The 23,361-nt window shown below is 38.6% G+C and carries 30 protein-coding genes; 16 read left to right on the forward strand and 14 right to left on the reverse strand.

Annotated features, from left to right (window positions below; all coding sequences use genetic code 11):
* Positions 1–30 precede the first annotated feature (30 nt).
* Both gldC and AC570I_RS02185 read left to right on the forward strand, forming a co-directional pair.
* The gene (gene gldC, locus AC570I_RS02180) at positions 31–366 is read left to right on the forward strand and encodes a gliding motility protein GldC (protein ID WP_010602534.1); all 336 of its coding nucleotides are present in this window, start codon (positions 31–33) and stop codon (positions 364–366) included.
* 28 nt (positions 367–394) lie between these two features.
* Positions 395–805 (forward strand): hypothetical protein, encoded by a 411-nt coding sequence (locus AC570I_RS02185; RefSeq protein WP_047797595.1) that lies wholly within the window; start codon positions 395–397, stop codon positions 803–805.
* Here AC570I_RS02185 and AC570I_RS02190 read toward each other — a convergent pair.
* The 3 genes from AC570I_RS02190 to AC570I_RS02200 are packed head-to-tail and all read right to left on the reverse strand — an operon-like array spanning position 795 to position 2,223.
* The gene (locus AC570I_RS02190; RefSeq protein WP_497404031.1) at positions 795–1,298 is read right to left on the reverse strand and encodes a lipocalin family protein; all 504 of its coding nucleotides are present in this window, start codon (positions 1,296–1,298) and stop codon (positions 795–797) included. The two genes, AC570I_RS02185 and AC570I_RS02190, sit on opposite strands and share 11 nt — an antisense overlap.
* Positions 1,299–1,346: 48 nt before the next feature.
* On the reverse strand, positions 1,347–1,742 hold the full coding sequence (locus AC570I_RS02195; RefSeq protein ID WP_497404033.1) for a cupin domain-containing protein: 396 nt from the start codon (positions 1,740–1,742) through the stop codon (positions 1,347–1,349).
* Position 1,743: 1 nt separating this feature from the next.
* Entirely contained in the window at positions 1,744–2,223 is a 480-nt protein-coding gene (locus AC570I_RS02200; protein ID WP_497404035.1) for a methylated-DNA--[protein]-cysteine S-methyltransferase, read from the reverse strand.
* Between the two features lie 163 nt (positions 2,224–2,386).
* On the opposite strand from AC570I_RS02200, the gene AC570I_RS02205 reads away from it, so the two are divergent.
* The 4 genes from AC570I_RS02205 to AC570I_RS02220 all read left to right on the forward strand — a co-directional run bounded on the left by AC570I_RS02205 (position 2,387) and on the right by AC570I_RS02220 (position 5,525).
* Positions 2,387–3,052 carry a heme exporter protein CcmB gene (locus AC570I_RS02205; protein WP_047797591.1) on the forward strand — a complete coding sequence of 222 codons (666 nt, stop codon included), beginning with the start codon at positions 2,387–2,389 and terminating at the stop codon, positions 3,050–3,052.
* Between the two features lie 38 nt (positions 3,053–3,090).
* Entirely contained in the window at positions 3,091–3,753 is a 663-nt protein-coding gene (ccsA, locus tag AC570I_RS02210; protein ID WP_047797590.1) for a cytochrome c biogenesis protein CcsA, read from the forward strand.
* A complete protein-coding gene (locus AC570I_RS02215) occupies positions 3,753–3,971 on the forward strand; it encodes a CcmD family protein (RefSeq protein ID WP_047797589.1) in 219 nt (72 codons plus the stop codon). Before ccsA (AC570I_RS02210) ends, AC570I_RS02215 begins: the two co-directional genes overlap by 1 nt.
* 132 nt (positions 3,972–4,103) lie before the next feature.
* The gene (locus AC570I_RS02220; protein WP_497404037.1) at positions 4,104–5,525 is read left to right on the forward strand and encodes a Glu/Leu/Phe/Val family dehydrogenase; all 1,422 of its coding nucleotides are present in this window, start codon (positions 4,104–4,106) and stop codon (positions 5,523–5,525) included.
* Between the two features lie 79 nt (positions 5,526–5,604).
* Here the strand turns inward: AC570I_RS02220 and AC570I_RS02225 are convergent, their stop codons facing one another.
* Positions 5,605–7,209, reverse strand: coding sequence for a Na+/H+ antiporter (locus tag AC570I_RS02225; protein WP_497404039.1), 1,605 nt, complete (start codon positions 7,207–7,209; stop codon positions 5,605–5,607).
* Between the two features lie 322 nt (positions 7,210–7,531).
* On the opposite strand from AC570I_RS02225, the gene AC570I_RS02230 reads away from it, so the two are divergent.
* From AC570I_RS02230 to AC570I_RS02265, 8 genes are all read left to right on the forward strand, one after another.
* Entirely contained in the window at positions 7,532–7,963 is a 432-nt protein-coding gene (locus AC570I_RS02230) for a cytochrome c maturation protein CcmE domain-containing protein (RefSeq protein ID WP_047797586.1), read from the forward strand.
* Between the two features lie 4 nt (positions 7,964–7,967).
* On the forward strand, positions 7,968–10,433 hold the full coding sequence (gene ccsA / locus AC570I_RS02235) for a cytochrome c biogenesis protein CcsA (RefSeq protein ID WP_497404041.1): 2,466 nt from the start codon (positions 7,968–7,970) through the stop codon (positions 10,431–10,433).
* A gap of 1 nt (position 10,434) precedes the next feature.
* Complete coding sequence (locus AC570I_RS02240) at positions 10,435–11,199, forward strand: Rossmann-like and DUF2520 domain-containing protein (RefSeq protein ID WP_497404043.1); 765 nt, start codon at positions 10,435–10,437, stop codon at positions 11,197–11,199.
* A gap of 39 nt (positions 11,200–11,238) precedes the next feature.
* Entirely contained in the window at positions 11,239–11,571 is a 333-nt protein-coding gene (locus tag AC570I_RS02245; protein WP_497404045.1) for a 2Fe-2S iron-sulfur cluster-binding protein, read from the forward strand.
* Positions 11,572–11,641: 70 nt separating this feature from the next.
* A complete protein-coding gene (gene iscX, locus AC570I_RS02250) occupies positions 11,642–11,887 on the forward strand; it encodes a Fe-S cluster assembly protein IscX (protein WP_047797582.1) in 246 nt (81 codons plus the stop codon).
* 49 nt (positions 11,888–11,936) lie between these two features.
* A complete protein-coding gene (locus tag AC570I_RS02255) occupies positions 11,937–12,464 on the forward strand; it encodes a KdsC family phosphatase (RefSeq protein WP_497404048.1) in 528 nt (175 codons plus the stop codon).
* A 121-nt stretch (positions 12,465–12,585) separates the two neighbouring features.
* Positions 12,586–12,987 (forward strand): Spy/CpxP family protein refolding chaperone, encoded by a 402-nt coding sequence (locus AC570I_RS02260; protein ID WP_497404050.1) that lies wholly within the window; start codon positions 12,586–12,588, stop codon positions 12,985–12,987.
* 74 nt (positions 12,988–13,061) lie between these two features.
* Positions 13,062–13,625, forward strand: a complete 564-nt coding sequence (locus AC570I_RS02265) for a Maf family protein (RefSeq protein WP_047797579.1) — start codon at positions 13,062–13,064, stop codon at positions 13,623–13,625.
* Between the two features lie 10 nt (positions 13,626–13,635).
* Here AC570I_RS02265 and AC570I_RS02270 read toward each other — a convergent pair whose 3' ends face one another.
* The 7 genes from AC570I_RS02270 to AC570I_RS02300 form a co-directional block, all read right to left on the reverse strand.
* The gene (locus tag AC570I_RS02270; protein WP_497404052.1) at positions 13,636–14,550 is read right to left on the reverse strand and encodes a Ppx/GppA phosphatase family protein; all 915 of its coding nucleotides are present in this window, start codon (positions 14,548–14,550) and stop codon (positions 13,636–13,638) included.
* A 98-nt stretch (positions 14,551–14,648) separates the two neighbouring features.
* Positions 14,649–15,815 carry a molecular chaperone DnaJ gene (gene dnaJ, locus AC570I_RS02275; RefSeq protein WP_497404054.1) on the reverse strand — a complete coding sequence of 389 codons (1,167 nt, stop codon included), beginning with the start codon at positions 15,813–15,815 and terminating at the stop codon, positions 14,649–14,651.
* Between the two features lie 89 nt (positions 15,816–15,904).
* A complete protein-coding gene (locus tag AC570I_RS02280) occupies positions 15,905–16,486 on the reverse strand; it encodes a nucleotide exchange factor GrpE (protein ID WP_497404058.1) in 582 nt (193 codons plus the stop codon).
* 125 nt (positions 16,487–16,611) lie between these two features.
* Positions 16,612–17,295, reverse strand: coding sequence for a cell division ATP-binding protein FtsE (locus AC570I_RS02285; protein WP_047797576.1), 684 nt, complete (start codon positions 17,293–17,295; stop codon positions 16,612–16,614).
* Position 17,296: 1 nt separating this feature from the next.
* On the reverse strand, positions 17,297–17,500 hold the full coding sequence (locus AC570I_RS02290) for a fructose-6-phosphate aldolase (RefSeq protein ID WP_047797575.1): 204 nt from the start codon (positions 17,498–17,500) through the stop codon (positions 17,297–17,299).
* A 78-nt stretch (positions 17,501–17,578) separates the two neighbouring features.
* Positions 17,579–18,256, reverse strand: coding sequence for a hypothetical protein (locus tag AC570I_RS02295; RefSeq protein ID WP_497404062.1), 678 nt, complete (start codon positions 18,254–18,256; stop codon positions 17,579–17,581).
* Between the two features lie 47 nt (positions 18,257–18,303).
* Entirely contained in the window at positions 18,304–19,335 is a 1,032-nt protein-coding gene (locus AC570I_RS02300) for an acyl-CoA reductase (protein ID WP_497404064.1), read from the reverse strand.
* A gap of 78 nt (positions 19,336–19,413) precedes the next feature.
* Here AC570I_RS02300 and AC570I_RS02305 point away from each other — a divergent pair, with 78 nt between their 5' ends.
* On the forward strand, positions 19,414–19,764 hold the full coding sequence (locus tag AC570I_RS02305; RefSeq protein WP_047797572.1) for a 4Fe-4S dicluster domain-containing protein: 351 nt from the start codon (positions 19,414–19,416) through the stop codon (positions 19,762–19,764).
* A 60-nt stretch (positions 19,765–19,824) separates the two neighbouring features.
* Here AC570I_RS02305 and AC570I_RS02310 read toward each other — a convergent pair whose 3' ends face one another.
* Positions 19,825–21,078: a serine hydrolase domain-containing protein gene (locus AC570I_RS02310; protein WP_497404066.1), complete on the reverse strand. Its 1,254-nt coding sequence runs from the start codon at positions 21,076–21,078 to the stop codon at positions 19,825–19,827.
* A 10-nt stretch (positions 21,079–21,088) separates the two neighbouring features.
* A complete protein-coding gene (locus tag AC570I_RS02315; protein WP_047797570.1) occupies positions 21,089–21,538 on the reverse strand; it encodes a universal stress protein in 450 nt (149 codons plus the stop codon).
* 110 nt (positions 21,539–21,648) lie between these two features.
* Between AC570I_RS02315 and AC570I_RS02320 the strand changes: the two genes are divergently transcribed.
* Entirely contained in the window at positions 21,649–22,434 is a 786-nt protein-coding gene (locus AC570I_RS02320; RefSeq protein ID WP_497404068.1) for a C40 family peptidase, read from the forward strand.
* Between the two features lie 17 nt (positions 22,435–22,451).
* Here AC570I_RS02320 and AC570I_RS02325 read toward each other — a convergent pair whose 3' ends face one another.
* The gene (locus AC570I_RS02325) at positions 22,452–23,351 is read right to left on the reverse strand and encodes a WD40 repeat domain-containing protein (protein ID WP_497404070.1); all 900 of its coding nucleotides are present in this window, start codon (positions 23,349–23,351) and stop codon (positions 22,452–22,454) included.
* Positions 23,352–23,361 lie beyond the last annotated feature (10 nt).

Below are 23,361 nucleotides of genomic sequence, written 5' to 3' on the forward strand. Positions count from 1 at the left end.
TCATCATCTTTGCAGTTGTAAAAAATTAAAATGAAAACAGCAGAAATAAAATTAACAGTTGAGTTAGACGAGGCCAATAACCCAGATAATATTCTTTGGGAAAGTACTGATTCTGGAAATGCCGATAAAGTACCTGCGAAAGCAATGTTCTTATCGGTTTGGGATCATAACTATAAAAATACATTGAAAATTGATCTTTGGACTAAAGATATGCCTGTTGATGAGATGAAACGTTTCTTTTACGAGACTTTGCAGACTATGGGTGATAGCTTTTTAAAGGCTACAAATGAGACCTTGATTGTAGAAGATTTGCGCGATTACTGTGCACACTTCGCGGAGAAAATGGGCATTATTGAGGGTCAGTAATTGTTAAATTAAAAAACTCCAAATATCTATGTTAGTGTTAAACAAATTCAGGGCCTGGTTGGGTATATTACTTTGTGTAATTGCTGCATTTTGCCCGATGTTAAAAGTTCCGATTAAAGGTAACTGGAATTTATATCAGTCTGATGCCAGGTTGTTCCTGATTACCTTCGTAATCATTGCCCTATCAGTCCTTTTCCTTTTTGTAAGGAAGGCCGGAGCCTTTAAGTTTATGAGTTTTGTAATGACGATATGGTATATTTTGGCTGTTGTAGCTGTATATTTCACAGCAAACAACTATACAAAATATGGTTTCGCAAATAAGTTGATCGGTAAAGTTGTACACTTCCAGTGGGGTTGGATTGTATTTTTGGTAGGGGTAATCTTTATGTTATTCAGTACTAAACGAGGCGAAAAAATTACATCCGAAACTAACCTTTAAACTGAGCGGTAAGCTTAGCAACATCATAGCCTTTTGCCTTGCAACGGGCAACTATTTCATCATGGGTCTTTGCCGGCATGGTCTGATTGCGGCTCATGATGAATAAAAATTTACGGTCGGGGTGGCCCACTACTACATAAGAATAGTCGTCGTCCAGTTCTATAATCCAGTAATCTACCTTTATCGGCCATACAAATTGTGCCTGTAATTCGCCTTTATTTCCTCCTTCTGATGGAAACATCTTTGAGTTTCTGGAATAGGTTTTTTCATCGTTGGGCTTCTTATATGTTGTTACTACATTATAGTAGCCTTCTTTATTTAAGGTATATTTTGTGGTAGTTTGTCTACTTCCCTTATCGAAAATGGTTGGTATGGAGTATAGAGAATACCACGTTCCTGAATATTTCTTCAAATCAAGTTTAGCCACGGGTACATTTTTCTCCATTGGCAGGTAGGAGAAAAGTACAAGAAGAGTAAAGCAGATCGTTTTCATAGCATCAACAGGTTTAATGTTATGTACGAAATAGCGACTTTACCGGATTTAAACAGTATCCTTTACAAAATGATCATCTGCATTTTCATCTAATGGAAGATAGATCCTTTCCCATTCAGTGCCCTCAACAATTTCCCAGGTGTGGCCAATTCCCTGCGTATCATCGGCAATCAGGATAATGCCGGGCTCCAGGATAAAGGTTTGTCCATCGGTAACCGTGAATTTTAATTTACCCTTTAACGTTATTACATATTGCCTTCGTGGTGCCGGATGTGATGAATATTGCAAAGAAGTATCTGTTTGTGCGAAAAAGTAACTGGTGTTTATGTGCTGCCTGATTGGAATTCTCCCTATCTCGAAATCACATTCATCATTTTTGATATTGATCAGGCGTATTGCTTTTATGTAATTTGGTATACCGGCTTGAGTTGATGGGTGATTCATTTTAAAATTTAAGTGTTGTTTGTCCTTTTTGTTCCGTTTCGCTTTCGTGTTGTAAAAGCCATTGTTTACGCCATAAGCCACCTGCATACCCTACAAGTTTACCGTTACTGCCGATTACGCGGTGGCAGGGAATTACTATGGCAATGTCGTTTTTTCCGTTTGCTGCTGCAATTGCCCTGATGGCTAACGGCTTATGTGCAGAGAATTTAGCATATGATGTAGTATCTCCATAGGGGATAGTGAGCAAGTTTTGCCAAACATCTTGTTGGAATTCAGTTCCTTTTTGCTTTATTGGTAAATCAAAATCTTTTAATTTACCATCAAAATATGCATTTAATTGCGCGGCAGCGTTTCTTGTCAGCTCATTTTCAATCAGGTCTTCAGCTTTTATCTCAGCGAAAGTGATGCTGTATACAAAATCATCATCAGCAAAGATGGTAATGTTGCCAATTGGCGACGCTATAATTGATGCATATTTCATAGGTTATGCCGCATTAATACAAAGACTGCCGAATAGGGTGTCACAATTTTCGTTATATTCTGTGTTTCGGTGGCCAATATCTGTGGTTGAAACTTTAAACAATATTACAACAATCCTACAATTTTTGCATCCAATATTTGTCAATAAAAGTATATTTGCGGTTATGCAACTGGCCAAAGAGGTTAAATATTTAATCCATAAGGAAGTACTGTTAGAATGGCGATCCAAATACACTATTAATGGTGTTTTGTTGTATGTAGTATCTACGATTTTTACCTGTTATCTTTCATTTGTAAGCCTTAGTGATAAGCTGGCGTGGAATGCTCTCTTCTGGGTAATTATGCTTTTTGCCTCAATCAATGGCGTTTCGAAAAGTTTTTTACAGGAAACCAAAGGACAACAATTGTATAGTTATATTCTCGCCAGTCCTTCTGCCGTTTTAATTTCCAAAACGGTTTACAATATCTTATTAATGCTGGTGTTAACAACAATTGCGCTGGGGTTTTATACACTTGTTTTTGACACGTTTACGCCACCCGATTTGCTGTTGTATTATGTTGCGGTTGTAATTGGCAGTATTAGTTTTTCGACTGTTTTTACCATGGTTTCGGCAATTGCCAGTAAAGCCGGCAATGGAGGCATGTTGATGGCAATCCTAAGTTTTCCAATCATTATTCCGGTTTTGATTTTACTTATTAAGCTAGCGAAAAATGCAGTTGATGGATTGCCCTGGGAAAATAGTTATGATGAAATAGGAATGTTGCTTGTTGTAAATGTATTAACGGTTGCGACCTCTTTATTGTTATTTCCTTACCTTTGGCGGGACTAGATAAATGATAGAACGAGTGCTTGAAAATTAATATTTATATGAATAAAATCTGGTGGAAAATTTTAGGTTCGGTATTAGTTATTTATACTGCAATTGCAGGTTTATTACTTGGTGTACCACGTTTACCAATATTAAATGAATCAATAAGAAACCTGTATTTTCACGTACCGATGTGGTTTGCCATGATTGTGCTATTCTCTATTTCTGTATTTTATAGTATAAAATCTCTAAGTACGAAAAGCGAAGCCGATGATATCAAAGCCGTAGAAAGTGTTAACGCCGGAATTATTTTCGGGCTTTTAGGTTTGGTAACCGGCGCAGTATGGGCTAAATATACATGGGGACAATTCTGGAGTTTTGATCCAAAGCAGAATTTCGCTGCCATTTCGGTGCTATTGTATTTCGCTTATTTAATCCTTCGCAATGCAATAGATGAAGAACAGAAAAGGGCGAAGATTTCTGCCATCTACAATATTTTTGCATTCCCGATGATGGTTGTTTTGCTTTTCGTTTTGCCACGATTAAAAGACTCACTTCATCCGGGGAATGGCGGAAACCCGGGATTTAACAGTTATGATTTAGATAGCAGAATGCGTATGGTATTTTATCCAGCGTGTTTAGGCTGGATATTAATAGGATACTGGGTTTACACTATTCGTTTCAGACTACGTTCAATAGAAAACAAACAACAAAACAATTAATGAAAAAGATATTATTTTCACTTATATTAATGCTTGCCGGTTTACAATTGTTTGCGCAGGACAATGGTGTAGAAATGGCCGATAAGTTACGTAGCGATGGTAAAATTTACGTTGTGGTAACGTGTATTGTGATCATTCTTGTTGGTTTGCTTGCCTATCTTTTCTCGATCGATAAAAGATTAAAAAAAATAGAGAAAGATAACTTTCCTAAAAACTAAGTTTAAACTGTTTAAAGCCATTTTTTAAAACATTTTCTATTGGTGTGTGCTTTACACTAAGTATTTTTCCATTTGGATATATGCATTTTTTTTAGGCAATTTTGCAGCATACTTAATTCATAAAAATAAAAAATGGCTAATCTAGCAGACGAGAACAAGTTTTTTGCTGATGTATGCAAGAACTTTGACAGTGCGGCTCAATTTACCAATCATCCGGAAGGTTTATTGAACCAGATCAAAGCGTGTAATAGTGTTTATCGTTTTCAGTTTCCAATCCGCCGTGGAAACGGTTTTGAAGTTATCGATGCCTGGCGTGTAGAGCACTCGCATCATATGAGTCCAACCAAAGGTGGTATCCGCTACAGCGAGATGGTAAATGAGGATGAGGTGATGGCGCTTGCAGCGTTAATGACCTACAAATGTGCGATAGTAAACGTCCCTTTTGGCGGCGCAAAAGGCGGTATTAAAATTAATACAAAACAATATAGCGTAGCGGAATTGGAAACAATTACCCGTCGTTATACCACAGAATTAATCAAGAAAAACTTTATTGGCCCAGGTATTGATGTTCCGGCACCGGATTATGGTTCTGGTGAACGTGAAATGAGCTGGATTGCCGATACCTATATGACCATGAATCCTGGTCAGCTTGACGCACTGGGTTGTGTAACCGGAAAACCTATTGCATTGCATGGGATACGCGGACGTAAAGAGGCAACGGGACGTGGTGTAGCTTATGCTGTGCGCGAATGTGTAGACGTTGCTGAAGATATGGCTAAAATTGGATTAAAAGCCGGTTTAGGTGATAAAAGAGTTATTGTTCAGGGTTTAGGAAATGTTGGTTACCACTCTGCTAAATTTCTTGCTGAATTTGGTGCAACTATTGTTGGCTTATGTGAATTTGAAGGTGCAATTTATAACCCTAACGGCTTAAATGTTGACGAGGTTTTTGCACATCGTAAAAATACAGGTTCAATTTTAGGTTTTCCTGGTGCAACTGATTTTAAAAACTCGATGGATGGTTTAGAGCAATATTGTGATATCATTGTTCCTGCAGCATTAGAAAATCAGTTTACTGAAAGCAATATCCGTAACATTAAGGCTAAAATTATTGCTGAAGGTGCAAACGGACCAACCACACCTGAAGCTGAAGCTATTTTCACGGAGATGGGCGGCATCATTATTCCTGATATGTATTGCAATGCTGGTGGTGTTACTGTGTCCTATTTCGAGTGGTTGAAGAACCTTTCACACGTGGCATTCGGGCGTATGGAGAACCGTTACGCGGCTAATTCAAATGCGAACCTGATTGCAACGTTAGAGAACTTAACAGGAAAAACGATCCTTCCAGAGCATAGGCTAATGATTGTTAAGGGCGCTTCGGAAATGGAACTGGTAAATTCGGGATTAGAGGATACGATGATTCATTCTTACCATGAAATTCGTGAAACTTTGAAAAATAAGCCAGGTACGCAGACCCTTAGAACTGCTGCTTTTGTGAATTCAATTGATAAAATTGCAGTTTCTTATATGAATCTCGGTGTTTGGCCGTAAACACATATGGCAGATGCTAAAAATGAAAAATTCCTTCAGATCATTTATCTGAAGGAGTTTTTTTATGTAGAAAAAATGTCTAAGAAGTTATTCCCAACTCTTCCAGATCTAGTCTCCATTCTTCTTTTCTAATAATTTCATCGTCGAAATTTTTGTTGTGTTTAAGGTGATGAAGTTCATTCCTCTGGATCTCTATGAGTTCGAGTACAATCTTTTTATAGGCACTTAAATCTTCTTTATCGATATCCCCACGTTTGTAAGCCTGTATGGTATCCTTCTTTTCCACTAATGAATGTTGAAGTTCGGCCTTTAAATTTACCATAAGTTCGTTGTGGGTACACTGATGCTGATAGTCTGACTGAAGTTTTTCGAGTGATAAGTCCAGCAACTTCAACTTAATCTGGTTGCTTTGTTCTGATTCTGATAACTTGTGTTTGGCTTCAGGTATCTTGAGTAATTTAATTAAAAACGGCAGTGTAAGTCCTTGTAAAACAAGTGTTACGAAGATTACTACGAATGTAATGAACAATATCAGGTTTCTTAATGGAAATGGAATCTGCTCAGAAATCATAACCGGGATGGAGAGCGCTGCTGCGAGTGATACCACACCTCTCATACCTGCGTAAACAATTACAAGGGATGAATGCCAGGTTAAATCCTGATATCTGACGCGGGTTTTTTTGTTAAAAACTTTAGTGATGTTGGCTGTCGAAAAGAGCCAGATAAACCTTACTATAAGAGCAAGAAAGCTAATTCCTACGCCATAACCTACTGCAGTCATCATCGGGTAATCGGGCCCGAGGCCGCGTACGATATCTGGCAGCGCTAATCCTATCAGGATGAAAACGACACCATTAAGCATGAAAGTAAGTGCCGACCATACTGAAACCGTTTTGATTCGGGAATTTGGGGTTAGGATTACATGTGATTGACTCGAAAGTAATAAACCGCCTGATACCACAGCCATTACCCCTGATGCTTCAAAATGCTCGGCTACCACATACATAAAATATGGGGTGAGTAATGTAAGTACGGTATCTATGTTTTCATTAGTTGGTAGCCATCTGTGTATACAATAAAATATTCCTCCGATTGCCAGCCCGATTACGATCCCCAATCCAGCCACTGAAACAAAACTTACGGCCGCTTCATGCAATACGAAGCTACCTGTGGTCACAGTTGCCAGTGCAAATTTAAATACAATCAAACTGGATGCATCGTTTACCAGGCTTTCCCCCTCCAACAAAGAACTAACTGCCTTTGGTATTTTCATCCCTTTTAAAACGGCTGCTGCAGCTACTGCATCTGGAGGTGAAATGATTCCGCCTAACAGGAAGCCGAGAGCCAGGGTAAACCCTGGTATAAAAGCTACAGATGCATATGCAACTGCTACGGAAGTAATAAAAACCAGTCCAACCGCCATGAGGAAAATGGCGCCTTTATATTCCCAGAAATCTTTCCATGAGGTAAACCATGCAGCTTCATAGAGCAAAGGAGGTAAGAATAATAGAAAAACAATGTTAGGATCGATTTTAATTTGCGGCATACCTGGAATGAAGCCAATGATTAGACCGGCCATAACCAGAAATATCGGATAAGAAATTTTTATTTTCTGGCCTAACATTACCAGAAGGGTTACGCCCAGAAGAAGTACAAGAATAAGGACCAGGTTGTCGTGTAGCATGTGCAGTTTGTATCGGTTGAATAATTATAACAAAAAAATAGATATTATTTGGAAAACGGAAATGAAATCGGTGATTCTGCCCGATTGTTATATGAAGCCAGGAAAGATGTGATCTATGATTAAATATCAAGGAGATTTTGTGGCCATTTCTGCCGAGGTTCAATATTCCCCTTAAGAACATAGATAAATAGTGTGATGTAGCTGAATTCCTACTAACCCAACTATCAGTTAATTGTCAATATAACGACACGAAAAATGTAAAAGAATGCTTGCTAAGGCTATTTTTCTATCTTTGTTGCCAGCTTTTACAATAACATATAAAATGAAAAAAAGTGCAATAATTGGTCTCATTACCATTGCGATTTCTGTTGGAATTCTTTTTAGTTTAAACGCAAACACTGATACGTATTCTAATTTTAAAGAGGCTGCTGCCTCTCAGAAAGAAGAGCATGTGATGGGTTACTGGGAAAAGTCTATGGGTACCTATTATGATGCTGCAAAAGATGCCAATCATTTTGCTTTCCACATGAAAGATGAAAAAGGTGAGGTTCGGGAAGTTGTATACAATGGAACGAAGCCCCAGGATTTCGAAAAATCTGAAAAGCTAGTACTTATCGGAAAAATGGATAAGGACAAATTCTATGCCTCAAAAATATTAATGAAATGCCCATCTAAGTACAACGATAATCTTGTTGAGATTAATAAAGATGGTAAGGCGGATACAGTAGGTAAATACGGCGAAAAATATAATTAATTTAATGGACATTCAATTTGTAGGCGAAAACCTGTTGCCGGGTAAAATCGGTCAGTTTTTTATTGTGTTGGCGTTTAGCGCATCGTTATTATCAGCCATCGCGTATTTTTACGCTAGTCGCGAAAAAAACTTAAACGATAATTCCTGGAGAAACCTTGGCCGAATTGGATTTTTGGTGAACTGGGCCAGTATAATCGGTATCGGCGCCATTCTATTTTATCTTGTTTTAGGACATTATAACGAATACAGCTACGTTTACTGGCACTCTTCGAAACAGTTGCCTGTTTACTTTATCATCTCTGCCTTTTGGGAAGGTCAGGAGGGAAGTTTTTGGCTTTGGGCTTTCTGGCAGTCTTTTTTAGGTGCACTGTTAATCTGGAAAGCCAAGACGTGGGAGCGTCCGGTAATGACTGTTGTTGCCTTTTCGCAGGTTTTTCTAACATCAATGCTCTTGGGTGTGGAGATTTTTGGAGAACGTATTGGCAGTTCCCCTTTCATTCTTTTAAGAGAATCTCTTGATTTGAAATCGATGGCACCTGTGGTTTTTGCCAATCCTGAAAATTTTGCCAACTATCTGAAGTTTATTACAGACGGCAGGGGATTAAATCCATTGCTCCAAAATTACTGGATGGTGATCCACCCACCTACCTTATTTCTTGGTTTTGCCAGTATGGTGGTTCCTTTTGCTTATGCAATTGCGGGTTTGTGGCAAAGAAGATATAAAGAGTGGATTAAGCCAGCCATGCCATGGACGCTATTTGCAGTTATGGTGTTGGGCACAGGCATTATTATGGGTTCTTTCTGGGCGTATGAAGCACTTAATTTTGGTGGTTTCTGGGCATGGGATCCTGTTGAAAATGCATCATTGATTCCTTGGCTGACTTTAATCGGGGCAGTGCACGTAATGATTGCATATAAAAATACCGGTCATGCCTATTTCACTGCTATTGCACTTGTTTTTCTAAGCTTCCTTCTGGTATTATATGCATCTTTCTTAACCAGAAGTGGTATTCTGGGTGATACATCAGTTCACTCCTTTACCGACATGGGTATGTTTGGGCATTTAATCCTGTACAACGTAGTTTTTGCTGTTCTAGCTATCGGATTAGTTATGTGGCGGTGGAAAGAATTGCCAATCACTACAAAGGATGAAGAGACGTATTCGCGCGAGTTCTGGATGTTTATCGGGGCACTTGTGGTAACCATTGCCTGCATTCAGGTTATATTCTCCACATCAGTTCCGGTATTTAATAAGGCCTTTGGGACAAATTTCTCTCCGCCTATCGATGCAGTAAAATATTATAATCAGTGGCAAGCGCCATTTGCGGTGTTGATTACACTTATTTCGGGGTTTTCTCAGTACCTAAAATATAAACGTACAGATCCACGGAAGTTTTACAGTAGTCTGGTTTCAGTAGTATTGTTTTCTATTGTTTTAACGGCAGGATTGGTGTACGTTACAGATGTGTATACCAATACCATGTATATCCTCATCACTTTCAGTTGTTTATTTGCCGTGCTTTCCAATGCCGCCGTATTATATCAGGCTTTTGGTGGCAAAGTTAAACTGGCCGGTTCGGCAATTGCACATATAGGTTTTGCCTTTTTGATATTGGGCGCCTTAATATCTGCGGCTACCAATAAACCAATTTCTATTAATGCGAATAATTTCATTCCTGTTAAAGATTTTGAAAAAACTGAAAAGCCAGGTGAGAACATTATGTTGTATAAGAATGAGCCTAAGCAAATGGGCAAATACACTGTTACTTATACAACAGACACAACAGTAGCACCTAATACCATTTACACCCTTAATTTTAAGATTGTAGACAAGGAAGGTAAGGTTAAAGAAGATTTCGATTTGCATCCGCACGTTCAGGATAATGAGAAAATGGGATTAATTGCATCGCCTGATACCAAGCATTATTTAACATATGATGTGTATACGCATATTACCAGTGCGGCCATAAAGACAGCATCGCATGATGATCACGAAGGACATTCGGACGATGAGAATTATAAAGAGCCACGCATTGTGAAAGTTTCGGCGGGTGATACCATTCACACCTCAAGTGGTGTAGTAACTGTAAAAGCTTTAAACAATAAACCAGAGGCCAAAGATTTAGTACTGGCACAAGGCGACTACGCAGTGGGATTGCCATTGGAAATTAACTCGGCAGGCAAAGTTTATAATGCTGAGCCGATGTTCTTAATCAAGGGGAACAACACTTTCGATTTTGCCCGGAAAGTGGACGAATTGGACTTAAAATTCCGTTTTTCGAAGGTTCTGCCTGATGAGAAGAAAGTGGAGCTTCAAATTTTTGAAAAGCCACAGCAGGCTAAAGACTGGGTGGTTTTTAAAGCGATAGAATTTCCATTCATTAACCTTTACTGGGCAGGTACAATTGTTATGGTTGTAGGCTTTTTACTTTCAATTTTCAGAAGAAGAAAAGAAGCCAAACTAGCTTAAGATGGATATCGTTATACTCGGTTCGGGGAATGTTGCAACAAATTTAGCCAAAGCATTTGATGCGGCTGGTGAAAGGCTATTACAGATTTACAGTCCAAACATTGAGCATGCTTGTGTACTGGCCGAACAAGTCGGAGCCGAAGGTATCTCCAATTTATCTGAAGTTGTTCGTTATGCCGATTTATACATCATTTCCGTTAAAGATGATGCGATAGAACAGGTTGCTCAATCGCTTACTGAAGTAAGTGGGTTGGTTGTTCATACCTCGGGTACTACTGGCCTTAAATCTTTGTCAAGGTATTTAAAAAGGGTAGGGGTGTTTTATCCTTTACAAACTTTTTCAAAAAGCAGATTGGTTTCATTGGACGATGTACCCCTTTGTTTGGAGAGTAGCAATGATGATGATTTAAGCATTCTGATTGCATTAGCAGAACGATTAAGCAGCCGGGTTTACCAATTAGATAGTGAAAAAAGAAAGGTGTTGCATCTTTCGGCAGTTTTTGCCTGTAATTTTCCAAATCACCTTTACGTATTAGCAGCAAAGGTTTTAAAAGAAAGCGGACTTGATTTTGATATCATGAGGCCATTGATCAGCGAAACTGCCGATAAAGTAATGTCGAATATGCCTTTTGATGTTCAAACTGGTCCATCTGTACGTAGGGATGAAACCACTATAAACAAGCATTTAAGTATGCTTAATAACCTTCCTCACTTGCAGGAAATTTATCAAACCTTAAGCAATAGCATTAAAATAACACATAAATAGCGTAAGTGCCGCTTTTGCTTATTACTTTTGCATTATATTATGAGCATTTTTAAATTAAAAATAAATTTTGAAGAAGCAGATCACGAATCGATAGAATTGCCTATTGCTGCGGGAGAATCTGTTTTAGATGTTTGCCTTGACAACGGTGTTGAGTTACAACACAACTGTGGCGGGGTTTGCGGTTGCAGTACATGCCATGTATATGTAACCAAAGGAATGGATAACATTCAGGAAATCTCAGATAAGGAAGAAGATTTTATAGACAGGGCTGTTCGTCCGAGAATTACTTCAAGATTAGGCTGCCAGTGTATCGTAATTGATGGAAACATTGAAGTTACCATTCCAGATCAGTCTGGATTTATGGGTCACTAAATCACTCGCATCTTGACCCTTTACTCGAGAACCATACTAAACAAACATTCAACTTTACAACAAAACAAACATGAACAACGATAAATTTGCCTTACCGTTTTACTGGAATGATTACGAAGACATAGCAATGTCTTTATATGAAAAATTTGGAGACGAATTTGGTGAAACTAAAATCTACCGTATTCGTTTTACCGATTTATTAGAATGGGTTTTAACCTTGCCAAACTTTAAAGGAACCCGGGAAGAAAGTAATGAAGGTCATCTGGAGCAAATTCAATCTGCCTGGGTTTACGAGTGGAGAGACAATCAAGATTAACTCCGGATTTGATCGGACTGTAACAGTCCTTCCCTTTTTATAACTGCTCATGTTTCTACAAAAGCTCAAAGATATTACAACATTTATTTTTGATGTTGATGGCGTATTGACCGATGGATCTGTACAGGTAACTGATAACGGCCAATCGCTTCGCACTTTCAACATCAAAGATGGTTACGCTATGCAGCTAGCGGTAAAAAAGGGATATAAGCTCTGTATTATTTCAGGAGGCGACGGGATTGCTATGGGAAGGCGCTTTTCTAATCTTGGGATTTCAGATGTGTTTTTAGGTACCGGAGATAAGGTTGCCGTTTTTAATCAGTATTTAGCTGATAAAAATATTAGTGCTGCAGAGGTGTTGTATATGGGCGATGATATCCCGGATTTAAAAGTAATGAGGCTCGTAGGATTGGCTACTTGCCCTTGTGATGCTGTTGAAGAAATCAAGGCCGTTTCGGCATTCATTTCACCTTACCCTGGTGGAAAAACCGCTGTACGTGATATTATCGAGAAGGTAATGAAAGTTCAGGGAAGATGGCATGACGAAGATCCTAATGCAGCCGATTCCGGCGTTTAAATTCCCTTTCGATCATTATTATTTCTTCGTGTTTGAGTGTAACAGTTAAGTTGCGTTTTTGCTGTTAAACTTTCAATCTTATTATGACTCCAACTAGTCTAAATTTCAAAACAAAAACAACATGAAAAAATTAATGATGATTTGTGCACTGTTATTTTCTGTGGTAACATTTGCAAATGCGCAGCAAGGTGGCGGTCCGGGAAGAGGCGGTATGATGATGAAACCTGAGGACAGGGTTAAGCAATTGGATGAGAAACTTAAATTAAGTGACGACCAAAAAACTAAACTTACAGCGATTTACGTCGAGCAGGCGGAAACGATGAAGAAAATGCGTGAAGAAGCTAAAGATGGTGATCGTGATGCAATGAGAGAGAAAGGCCAGAAATTGCGTGCTGAAAGCGAATTGAAAATTACTGCTCTTTTAACTGAAGATCAGAAAAAAACCTACAAAACGTGGCAGGATGAGCAACGTGTTGAAATGGAAAAACGCATGAAAGAGCGTCAGGGTGGTGGAAATAACTAATCTTTTTAGATTAGAACTAATATTAGGAGCGGCTTATCGGCCGCTTTTCTTATTTTAGGACCATATTATATACTATGCTGAAACACTTGTCTATTATATTAGCTTCGAAGTCGCCACGCAGGCAGGAACTTTTAACCTTAATGGGATTAAATTTTAAAGTTGTGCTTAAGGATGTAGACGAAAGCTACCCTGAAAACCTAAGTCCGGCAGAAATAGCCGTTTATATTTCTGAGCAGAAGGCCCGCGCTTTCGATGCTGCGGATGAGATTGTGATTACCGCCGACACTATTGTAGCGATTGGCGGAGAGATTTTAGGCAAACCACGCGACAAAGCACATGCTCAGGAAATGCTTAGAAAGCTTTCAGGGCAGAAACATGAGGTCTTTACCGGAGTAACGGTAATTCAGTCCGGACATTTAAGCTCTTTTTATGATCGCACTGTTGTATACTGCAGAACAGTAAGCGATGAGGAAATTGATTTCTATATAGACAATTATGAACCCTTCGACAAGGCTGGAAGCTATGGCGTACAAGATTGGTGGGGGAATACAGTAGTTGAAAAAATAGAAGGGTCGTACACCAATGTGATGGGCCTGCCAACAGAAAAGTTATACACCGTTCTTTCAGCTATATGTTAAGGGATTGATATCAGACGTAAGAAGCAATGATTCCCATTTTTAAATCGTAGGTAGAAAGCTTTAAATCAGCGATCTGCAGACGGTCTAATATGCAATTGGTAATTAATGTAGCCATCACAATCATATCTACGCGCAGGGGGATCATTCCTTTCATTTCTGAACGTTGCTGATGCGTTGATTTGATGATGTCTGTACTGATCCCAATATAATCTTCGTGTTTGAAAGTATAGTTTTTAATGTTTGCGATATCTATCACCCGATTGTATTTTGCTTCTATTAATTCAGCAAAGGTTTCAAATGCACCAGCTGAACCGATAAGTGTTTCGGGATTAAACGCTGCACAGGCGCTAAACAAATCTTGCAATTCATGTTGGATATGAGTGACAATATGAGTTTTATCGCTGTCTGCGATCGGATCGGATTTAAAAAATTGTTGCATCAGGCGAGCGGCACCTATGTTATAACTTTTCTTCCAAAATATTTGCCGTTCGTCGCACAAAATAAATTCTACGCTACCGCCTCCGATGTCCATAATGAGGCATTTTCCGTTAATGGCGCCACTCAGCTTTACGCCTCCATAAATCAACGTTGCTTCTTCATCCCCGGTTATAGCTTCAATACTGATATTGGCATTAGCTTTCGCTGCAGCGATAAATTCTTGTCCGTTGTTTGCGCTTCGAACTGCAGAAGTTGCTGTGGCTTTTACAATATCGACATTATAGGATTTAATCGTTTCGTTATAGGCCTTGAGGCAAATGATTGCTCTCTCGAAAGCAGGAGGGATGATTATGTTTTCGTTGATTCTTCCTTCGCCAAGTTTTACAGCCTGGTTGGTTTTGTAAAGTACCTGAAATGCCGAATCCTTAATTTCGACAATGATTAAATGGAATGTATTCGTACCTAAGTCAATGGCAGCAATGCGCATAATCGTTTACAATTAGAATGACTACTAATGTAACCAGAAATAGATACAAATAAAAAAACCGGTGCTTTTGACACCGGTTTTAGTAAAATATTAATTACTTACTCAAAATATTCTTTCATTCTTTCGAAGAAGCTTTTATCATTTTTTCCAGGCTGTGGCTTGAAATTTGGCGATTCGCGTAGTTTTTCTAAAACAGTACGCTCTTCACTGCTTAACGCCTTAGGCGTCCAGATGTTAATATGAATAATTTCATCACCACGGTGATAAGAATTAACCTCTGGCAATCCTTTACCCTTCAAGCGTAATAATTTGCCACTTTGCGTACCTGGCTCGATCTTGATTTTTGCTTTACCATCGATTGTCGGAACTTCGATACTCATTCCCAGCGCCGCATCAACAAAGCTTAAATGTAAATCGTAAACAATATTATTTCCTTCGCGTTTCAGGGTTTCATGAGGAGTTTCTTCAATCAGTATAATCAAGTCTCCCGGAATACCGCCGTTAGGTGCGGCATTTCCTTTTCCACTCATGCTCAACTGCATTCCTTCACTTACACCAGCAGGAATATTTATGGTAATGGTTTCTTCTCCGCGAACAACGCCATCACCATGGCACACATTACATTTTGCCGTAATTTGCTGACCACTACCGTTACACGTAGGGCAGGTAGATGCCGTTTGCATCTGGCCTAATATGGTATTGGTAACTCTTCGTACCTGACCGCTACCGCCGCAGGTACCGCAAGTGCTTACTGATGATTTATCTTTTGCACCAGATCCATCGCAGGTTTTACAAACAATTAATTTGTTAACCTTGATCTTTTTCTCCGCACCATGGGCTATTTCTTCTAAAGTTAATTTTACTTTTATACGAAGATTAGATCCTTTAGCTACCCGTCGGCCACCACGTTGCTGGCCGCCGCCCCCTCCACCGCCGAAGAAGCTTTCAAACGGATTATGGCCACCGAAGATATCCCCGAAGTTACTGAAGATGTCGTCCATGTTCATGTTACCGCCACCATAACCACCGGAAGCACTGCTTCCCACGCCTGCGTGTCCAAACTGGTCGTAACGCTGTTTCTTCTCCGAATTGCTTAAAATTTCATAAGCTTCTGCGGCTTCTTTGAATTGATCTTCTGCTGCCTTATCACCAGGATTTTTATCAGGGTGATATTTTATTGCCATTTTGCGGTACGCTTTCTTGATTTCTTCTGCAGAAGAACTTTTGCTAACGCCTAATACGTCGTAGTAATCTCTTTTACTCATCTTTATTTTAATGATTGAATGACTGAATGATTGAGTGAATGAATGGGGTTAATATTCTATCATCCAAAATTTTCTCATTCAAAATTAATTTATGCTCCAACTACAACTTTAGCAAAGCGAATCACATTATCATTTAAGGTATAACCTTTTTCTACTTCATCAATTACCTTTCCCTTAAGCTCCTCTGTAGGTGCTGGAATATTGGTAATCGCTTCATGGAAATCGGTGTTGAAAGGCTGATTGATACTTTCAACATCTTTGAGGCCTTTTTGCGATAGCGTATTCTTTAACTTATTGCTCACCAATAAAATACCTTCTTTAACTGGCGCAACATCTGCTGCAGTTTCCATGGCTTTTAAAGCACGGTCAAAATCATCCAATACCGGAAGTAAAGAAACGATTACATCTTTACCTGCAGTTTGCAATAATTCTATGCGTTCTTTCTGGGTGCGGCGTTTGTAATTATCAAATTCCGCATAAAGGCGTAAATATTTATCGTTTAGTTGTTGAACTTCTGCCTGTAATTTTTCTTCTGCTGATAATTCAGGAGCTTGTTCTGTTTCGTTAGCAGTTGTATCAGTATTTTCTACGTTTTCAGCAGGATTTTCTGATGCATTTTCAGTGTTCATTATATTTTCTTCTTGATCGTTATTTTTCTTCTTATTAAACATAACAGGAGGCTGAATTTTTTGTGGGATGATCAACTATTTTGCCATAAAGCAAAATCAGCCAAGCTGTCAGATTTATTTGAATTTATCTGTACAGATTGGCTGATAGACTGACGGATGTCAGCGTTTTATACGATTTGGCCGCCTTCTAGAACGGCACCGTTTTCACATTTGATGATTCTCGATGGAAAGGTACGGATGATGTGATAATCGTGCGTTGCCATCAGAACTGCTGTACCATTCTGACTAATTTGTTTTAACAGGGTTACAATTTCCTCAGATGTTTCCGGATCTAAATTCCCGGTTGGTTCATCCGCAAGAATAATTTCGGGATCATTTAACAGCGCCCTTGCAATTACAATTCTTTGTTGTTCGCCACCGGAGATTTCATGTGGCATTTTCTTGATTTTAGAACGCAGTCCAACTTTATCTAAAACATCTTTAATGCGTTCACTGATCAGTTTCTCGTCTTTCCATCCTGTGGCTTTCAAAACAAATTCCAGATTTTTCTCTATGGTACGATCGGTAAGCAATTGGAAATCCTGAAATACTACACCCAGTTTACGACGTAAAAAGGGAACCTGATTTTCTTTTAAGTTTTTAAGATCAAATCCGGCAATATTACCTTCCCCGTTACCGATGTGTAAATCGCCATACAATATTTTAAGCAAACTACTTTTACCTGAGCCTGTTTGACCGATTAGAAATATAAATTCATCTTTCTCGATATGTAAATTAACGTTTGAGAGTACTAAGTGTTTCTGTTGAAATACATCAACATTGCTTAAATGAATTACTGCGTTTCCTGCCATTTTATATTTCTAATTTTTTGATTTCCCCGAAAGGTAAATCCTTAACCATTTCCATTATGTAATCCTGCTTATCTGCCAGCCCTAGCTTTTCGAGTGATTTGTCTGGGCGATCAACCCTGAAATATGCCAGCAATGTGAACTTTTCATCCCTTAACTGAACATAATCAGGTATTTTGGCTATGCCTTTTACTTTAACGATATACATTGTGTTCAAAAATAGCATTTCAATTTATAAAACCCTTAAAAATTGATCTAATTTGGATTGAGAAATAAATTGAATGGTTTATAAAATATTTCTAATATCGTTTCTGACTTTTAGCATATCCGGATAATTGTTTTTACATTCCTGTACGCCAGCCGGATATTTGTCTTTAATAAAATCGTTGTAATCTTTACAGTTTTTAAAAATATTGAATTCATTATTTTTGAAATCCCAAAGAATTCCCTTGCCATTAACTATTGTTTGGGCAACTGCACCACCTACTCCTCCGCCCATTCCATAGGAAAAGCCTTGCGCCCAGGCATTAGCAAGGTTGGCTTCAGTATACAGATAATTGTTTCCTGCATACATTACACCTACAAATGCATTTGGATTACTATTGGTTTGAGACCGATCTGTTTTGTTCCTGTTTAATAAGATTGATTGAACGTTAAAAAATATGTAACCGCGATAGCTGATGGCAAATACATTTTTTACTTTTTTATCTGTAGCAAGTGTGTAGAAAAATGTATTCTGATTTAGGATGAGTGAGTCTTTTTTCTTACCTGGCAAGTTTTTGGGGATAACCTGCGTTGTATCACCTGGTAGTTTTTTCTGAAAGTCCTCCTTTGTCTTATAAATTCCAGTTGGATAATCGGAAACAAATAAATCACTATTTGTTAAAGCTATGTTACTGGTTGATTGTGCAAATCCTGAGCATGAAAGTGCTAATGCGAAAAAAAAGATTAGTAATTTTTTCATAATAATTTAGATATTAATGGTCATAGGTTAAAATCGTTGTCGTCTGTTTAATGGACCTCTTTGTTGCAAATGCTACCTAAGAAATGAATAGTATTCACATTATCTGCATAGTCCCACAGTTTGGGGTGCTGACTTTCTCCAAAAGGGAAGGTGGCTATATCAAGATCTAATTTCGAAACCACACATTGAATGTGATCTTCCAGGGATTTAAGTTTACCATTTACTTCATCAATAGTTTCATATTCTTCATAGTATAACACGGCCAGGGGGGAAGCCATACTATCATCTTCTTTCAGCAATAGAAAGCCATTGTCAAAATGTTTAGCTCCATTAACCAAATAAATGGACTTGTTGTAATCGTAGTTATTCTGGTATTTGAAGTGGTTAATAACCGGAAGGAAAATTTCAATTCCCTCATATAAGCTGGCAATATCATAATTTTTCGGTAAGTAAACCTTCGATACGTTTCTACATCCGAGACCAAAGTAATCGAAGATATCATTTCCAAGCAGTCCAATTTCTTCTTGTGTTTCTGATCCGTCCAGTACAGCTACACTATTTCTATTTTTTCTGATGATATTGGGCACTTTACTAAAATAGAAATCAAAGTATCGTGACGAGTTATTGCTTCCTGTTGCAATTACTGCATCAAAATCTTTTAACCTTTCCAAATATTGAATTCGATCTGATAGCAAGGGTTCGATATTGATCAGTTCAGTAATTACTATTTTGATCAACTTATCATCTGATGAAGATAGTTTAATTAAGGCAATATTGCCAGTTGCCAAAACGCACAATACATCATGGAAACCAACCATTGGAATGTTACCCGCCAGTATCAAACCAACTTTTTTAGGCAATACAGTGAAGGTCATTTTACTGAACCAGATATCGATATCAGCAGGATTTAACATCTCAGCAAATGATAAAAGTGATTTTCCTACATTTTCTGGCGTGAACCAGGAATTGCTGTTTTGAGCACTGGAAAACGCATCTCCTAGTAGGTAAGTAGGGTTTATGAGCTTTTGTCCAAGCGCTTTAAATGCAATAATTACTTTATCCTGAGTTAATGCTGACATATTTAGAATTATTATTAATTGTTAATATCTTATATTTGCATCGCAAAGGTAAACTAAGCAAAAGAATTAGAAGAAAACATGGCAATTAAAATAACAGATGAGTGTATAAATTGTGGGGCCTGCGAACCAGAATGCCCGAATAATGCAATTTACGATGCCGGTACTGCATGGCGTTTCTCCGACGGAACAAATTTGGAAGGCGTTATAGATTTTGGTAATCAACAAATTGAAGCTGATGCCACTCAGGAAGCAGTTTCTGATGAAGTATACTATATTGTTTCTGATAAATGTACTGAATGTAAGGGTTTCCATGATGAGCCTCAATGTGCGGCTGTATGTCCGGTAGATTGTTGTGTTGACGATGAGGATATTCGTGAAACAGAAGAAGAATTATTGGCTAAGAAAGCGTGGTTACACCAGGAAGGATAGTGACCTGAAAGATATAGAAATGAAAGTCCCGGTATTGCCGGGACTTTTTTGTTTTCTCACTTATTTTATTGCCTGATATATCAGTGATTTAAACTGATCAGAAAGTTGTCCATGGGAAAATGGCCATTGCTGAATATAGATCTGGGCTACGATTTTCTTCTGTGGATCAACCCAATAAGTTGAACCAAAAAAGCCTCCCCACCCGTATGAACCCACGCTTTGACCAAGCTTCCTACTTCCCTTTTCGGAAATGATTTCAAAACCCAGGCCAAAATAATTATCGCCAAAAGAAATGTTTCCGAGCTGGTTGGTAGTCATTAGCGCTACACTCTGTTTAGAAAGTATTCTGTTACCATTCAATTCGCCATTATTCGCCAGCATCTGGAGGAAATTACCATAATCTTTTGAAGTTGAGACCAGGCCCGCTCCGCCTGAGAAATACCCGTTGCCATTTATCGGGTAATTAATAGTGGCACCTGGGAAAGTGCCATCTTTCCAGGGTTTAACACTTTTGGTATTAGGATCTTCGGTATATACTGTTGCCAGTCTGAATTGCTTTTCTTCTGGTAGGGCAAAATAAGTATCATTCATTCCAAGCGGCGTAAATATCTTCTCTTTAAAAAATTGGTCCAGATTTAAGCCCGATACAACTTCTACCAACCGGCCTAAAACATCCATACTTAAACTGTATTGCCATTTCTGTCCGGGTTGTAGAGCAAGTGGAAGTGTTCCCAGTTTATTGATGTCGGTTTCCAGTGTTTTCTTTTTGATTACAAATCCGGCTTCAATCCCTGCTTTTGCATAAATTGCATTCATCTCTGGCGACCCAATCTGAGCATAACCCAGTCCTGACGTGTGGGTAAGTAAATCCCGAATGGTAATTTCCCTGTTTGCAGGCTTAGTGGTATAGGTCGAATCTTTTTTATTGAACTTATCTAAAACCTTCGGATGTTTGAAAGACGGAATGAATTTTGAGATGGGGTCATCGAGTGTAAACTTGCCCTGATCGAATAACATCATCACTGCAACACAGGTAACTGCTTTCGTTTGCGAGGCAATTCTTAAAATATCATTAGTTTTAAAAGGCCTGTTAATCTGATTACCAAAAGCCTTATTATATACCGTTTTTCCCTCGTAAGAAATATTTGCTGTAATGCCCTTAATCCACCCACTATCCAGATATTGTTTGAACAAGATATCTATTTTGCCGAGCCCTTTCTCTGATAAGGAAATTTTCGATTCTTTAACCTGAGCATAGGAAATATTAAAGAACAATACGAGAGATAGGAGCTGTACGTAGAAGTGCTTTCTCATCACTTAATGGCTAAACATCACATTTATTTGGGATAATCAAAACCGGACAAGCGGATTTTCGCGCCACGTGTTCTGCAACACTGCCCATCAGAAAATGATAGAGTCCGGTTCTTCCATAAGTTCCGATGACGATTAAATCTGATCCCCACTCGTCAGATTGTTGAATGATACCGTGAGCCGCTGTATCTACTACACTTAGATAGGTAGTTGTTATTCCATTGCCAAATTTGGTTTCAATTTCTCTTAGCAGAATATGACTATTTTCCTCACTGTTGTCGTAAGTCTCTAAAAATACAGGAGCCAGTGTTAAATCAGGATTTACATTCGCGGGTACGGGCTCAATAATATTGACCAGCGCTACTTCCGCGCCAAACTTTCCGGCCATATCATAACCCGCTTTAGCCGCTTTTTCCGAGCAGGTACTATTATCAACAGCAATTAATATTTTCTTAAAATTCATAACGGGCAGCTTTAAATGTGTACATCATAAAAATAACAAATTTCATGGCAAAATGTTAGGCAATGGATGTAAATTGTTAGATTTACTAAATCTTTCACGAGCATCATTAAATGGAAAATCAATACGGTATTTGCAGAATTGCAGTAGCTCCTCTAAGGGCTGAACCATCAGACAAAGCGGAGATTGTTTCGCAATTGTTATTCGGTGATCAGGTAGAAATTATAGAGAAAGAAGAAAGATGGTGGCTGATAAAAAACGGCTATGATAATTATGAAGGCTGGCTGGATTTCAGGCAACTTGCTGCTATTACTTATCAGCAGTTTACTGAAATTGAAGCTCAAAAACTATTAGCTCCATTAAGCTTTAATAATGTGTTGACTGCCTCCGATGGTAGCTTTTACCATTTAAGCCCTGGAAGTAATCTGCCATATTTGGCTGATGGCTATTGCTATGCAGGATCCGAAAAATTTAAGCTGAATTTCGAACCCTATAATATGACTGTAGCCGATTTCAAAGCTGATGTTACATCTGCCGCTAAATTTTTCCTCAATATTCCTTATTTATGGGGTGGGAGGCACTTGTTTGGGATGGATTGCTCTGGTTTTGTTCAAACCGTTTTTAAAATGTTAAACGTGAAGCTGAAACGTGATGCCTCACAGCAGGCTGAACAAGGCGAATTAGTTGGGTTTCTGGCAGAAGTTAAACCCGGGGATGTGGCCTTTTTCGATAATGAAGATGGTAAAATAACCCATGTTGGAATTATGTTAAGCCCCAATGAAATTATCCATTCATCAGCCAAAGTAAAGATAGACCCGATTGATGATCAGGGAATTTTTAATAAAGAGCTAGGGAAATATACTCATAAGCTGAGAATTATTAAGCGGTTTGTGGCTTGATGAAGGAAATGACGGTATTAATCCTCCATTTCCCAAACCATCACCTGCTTGTCGTCTCCGGTAGAGATTAAATACCTTCCATCATTGCTCCATATCATTTTGTTGATAGAATGGGTATGTCCGGTTCCTGATTTTTCCAGGCTCAGGATTTTGTACAGCTTAAAATTTTCTGCATCCCAGATTTTAATACTTTTATCCTGACTGCTGGTTGCAAAATAGGGTAGGATTGGATGAAAAGCAATGTTGTAGACGGTAAACATATGTGCAGGAATGGTCTCTAACAGCTCATAAGCAGGCAGGTTCCAGATTTTTAATTGCGCATCGCGGGAACCTGAGATCAAATATTTTCCTGCCGGATGATAAGCCAGCGCTGTAAGGGGTAAGGTATGTCCGTCAAGGTTTTGCTTTAAACTGTAGTCTTCGAGATTGTAGATTTTAATCAGATGGTCTTTGCATCCAAAAGCAACTTCAGTTTCATCAGGAGATACTGCGATTACTCTCACGGTATCATACGCTGCCTGAAAGCGATAGATTTCCGAGAAACCATTGATCGACCACACCGCTACCGTACCATCTTCGCCTGTGGTTAAAAGTTCGTTTTTGCTTTTAACCGTCTGAATGTTGAATATAGGTTTGGTATGTGCATTTATTCTAGCCACGACCTTTTCTTCAGTCAGATCATATACACTAAAAGCTCCGCTTCGCTCGCCAATAAAAAGCTGATTATTATAATAGTGCAGACAATAAACAGAGCTTTGCACGGGCATTTTAACCTTTACAAAAGCCATGCTTTCAAGCGACCATTCAACAACTCCTTTATCATTTCCGGCACTGAAAAAAGTTGTAGAATGATCAGAATTAGCCAATGCATAAACAGGGTTTTGATGGCCGGAAAGTGTTTTAAGGTGTTTAAGCATATATAGGTTG

Source organism: Pedobacter sp. A2324 (genome assembly GCF_059693705.1).

What these genes read in the sequence shown, in the direction of transcription:
- AC570I_RS02225 (WP_497404039.1), bottom strand. Translation starts at nt 7,209, where the DNA reads ATGCTACACGACAACCTGGTCCTTATTCTTGTACTTCTTCTGGGCGTA.
- AC570I_RS02315 (WP_047797570.1), bottom strand. Translation starts at nt 21,538, where the DNA reads ATGAATTTTAAGAAAATATTAATTGCTGTTGATAATAGTACCTGCTCG.
- AC570I_RS02220 (WP_497404037.1), top strand. Translation starts at nt 4,104, where the DNA reads ATGGCTAATCTAGCAGACGAGAACAAGTTTTTTGCTGATGTATGCAAG.
- AC570I_RS02240 (WP_497404043.1), top strand. Translation starts at nt 10,435, where the DNA reads ATGGATATCGTTATACTCGGTTCGGGGAATGTTGCAACAAATTTAGCC.
- AC570I_RS02190 (WP_497404031.1), bottom strand. Translation starts at nt 1,298, where the DNA reads ATGAAAACGATCTGCTTTACTCTTCTTGTACTTTTCTCCTACCTGCCA.
- AC570I_RS02265 (WP_047797579.1), top strand. Translation starts at nt 13,062, where the DNA reads ATGCTGAAACACTTGTCTATTATATTAGCTTCGAAGTCGCCACGCAGG.
- AC570I_RS02285 (WP_047797576.1), bottom strand. Translation starts at nt 17,295, where the DNA reads ATGGCAGGAAACGCAGTAATTCATTTAAGCAATGTTGATGTATTTCAA.
- AC570I_RS02310 (WP_497404066.1), bottom strand. Translation starts at nt 21,078, where the DNA reads ATGAGAAAGCACTTCTACGTACAGCTCCTATCTCTCGTATTGTTCTTT.
- AC570I_RS02185 (WP_047797595.1), top strand. Translation starts at nt 395, where the DNA reads ATGTTAGTGTTAAACAAATTCAGGGCCTGGTTGGGTATATTACTTTGT.
- AC570I_RS02305 (WP_047797572.1), top strand. Translation starts at nt 19,414, where the DNA reads ATGGCAATTAAAATAACAGATGAGTGTATAAATTGTGGGGCCTGCGAA.
- AC570I_RS02195 (WP_497404033.1), bottom strand. Translation starts at nt 1,742, where the DNA reads ATGAATCACCCATCAACTCAAGCCGGTATACCAAATTACATAAAAGCA.
- AC570I_RS02270 (WP_497404052.1), bottom strand. Translation starts at nt 14,550, where the DNA reads ATGCGCATTGCTGCCATTGACTTAGGTACGAATACATTCCATTTAATC.
- AC570I_RS02205 (WP_047797591.1), top strand. Translation starts at nt 2,387, where the DNA reads ATGCAACTGGCCAAAGAGGTTAAATATTTAATCCATAAGGAAGTACTG.
- AC570I_RS02290 (WP_047797575.1), bottom strand. Translation starts at nt 17,500, where the DNA reads ATGTATATCGTTAAAGTAAAAGGCATAGCCAAAATACCTGATTATGTT.
- gldC (WP_010602534.1), top strand. Translation starts at nt 31, where the DNA reads ATGAAAACAGCAGAAATAAAATTAACAGTTGAGTTAGACGAGGCCAAT.
- AC570I_RS02215 (WP_047797589.1), top strand. Translation starts at nt 3,753, where the DNA reads ATGAAAAAGATATTATTTTCACTTATATTAATGCTTGCCGGTTTACAA.
- AC570I_RS02295 (WP_497404062.1), bottom strand. Translation starts at nt 18,256, where the DNA reads ATGAAAAAATTACTAATCTTTTTTTTCGCATTAGCACTTTCATGCTCA.
- AC570I_RS02260 (WP_497404050.1), top strand. Translation starts at nt 12,586, where the DNA reads ATGAAAAAATTAATGATGATTTGTGCACTGTTATTTTCTGTGGTAACA.
- dnaJ (WP_497404054.1), bottom strand. Translation starts at nt 15,815, where the DNA reads ATGAGTAAAAGAGATTACTACGACGTATTAGGCGTTAGCAAAAGTTCT.
- AC570I_RS02200 (WP_497404035.1), bottom strand. Translation starts at nt 2,223, where the DNA reads ATGAAATATGCATCAATTATAGCGTCGCCAATTGGCAACATTACCATC.
- iscX (WP_047797582.1), top strand. Translation starts at nt 11,642, where the DNA reads ATGAACAACGATAAATTTGCCTTACCGTTTTACTGGAATGATTACGAA.
- AC570I_RS02255 (WP_497404048.1), top strand. Translation starts at nt 11,937, where the DNA reads ATGTTTCTACAAAAGCTCAAAGATATTACAACATTTATTTTTGATGTT.
- AC570I_RS02280 (WP_497404058.1), bottom strand. Translation starts at nt 16,486, where the DNA reads ATGTTTAATAAGAAGAAAAATAACGATCAAGAAGAAAATATAATGAAC.
- AC570I_RS02230 (WP_047797586.1), top strand. Translation starts at nt 7,532, where the DNA reads ATGAAAAAAAGTGCAATAATTGGTCTCATTACCATTGCGATTTCTGTT.
- AC570I_RS02320 (WP_497404068.1), top strand. Translation starts at nt 21,649, where the DNA reads ATGGAAAATCAATACGGTATTTGCAGAATTGCAGTAGCTCCTCTAAGG.
- AC570I_RS02325 (WP_497404070.1), bottom strand. Translation starts at nt 23,351, where the DNA reads ATGCTTAAACACCTTAAAACACTTTCCGGCCATCAAAACCCTGTTTAT.
- ccsA (WP_497404041.1), top strand. Translation starts at nt 7,968, where the DNA reads ATGGACATTCAATTTGTAGGCGAAAACCTGTTGCCGGGTAAAATCGGT.
- AC570I_RS02245 (WP_497404045.1), top strand. Translation starts at nt 11,239, where the DNA reads ATGAGCATTTTTAAATTAAAAATAAATTTTGAAGAAGCAGATCACGAA.
- AC570I_RS02300 (WP_497404064.1), bottom strand. Translation starts at nt 19,335, where the DNA reads ATGTCAGCATTAACTCAGGATAAAGTAATTATTGCATTTAAAGCGCTT.
- ccsA (WP_047797590.1), top strand. Translation starts at nt 3,091, where the DNA reads ATGAATAAAATCTGGTGGAAAATTTTAGGTTCGGTATTAGTTATTTAT.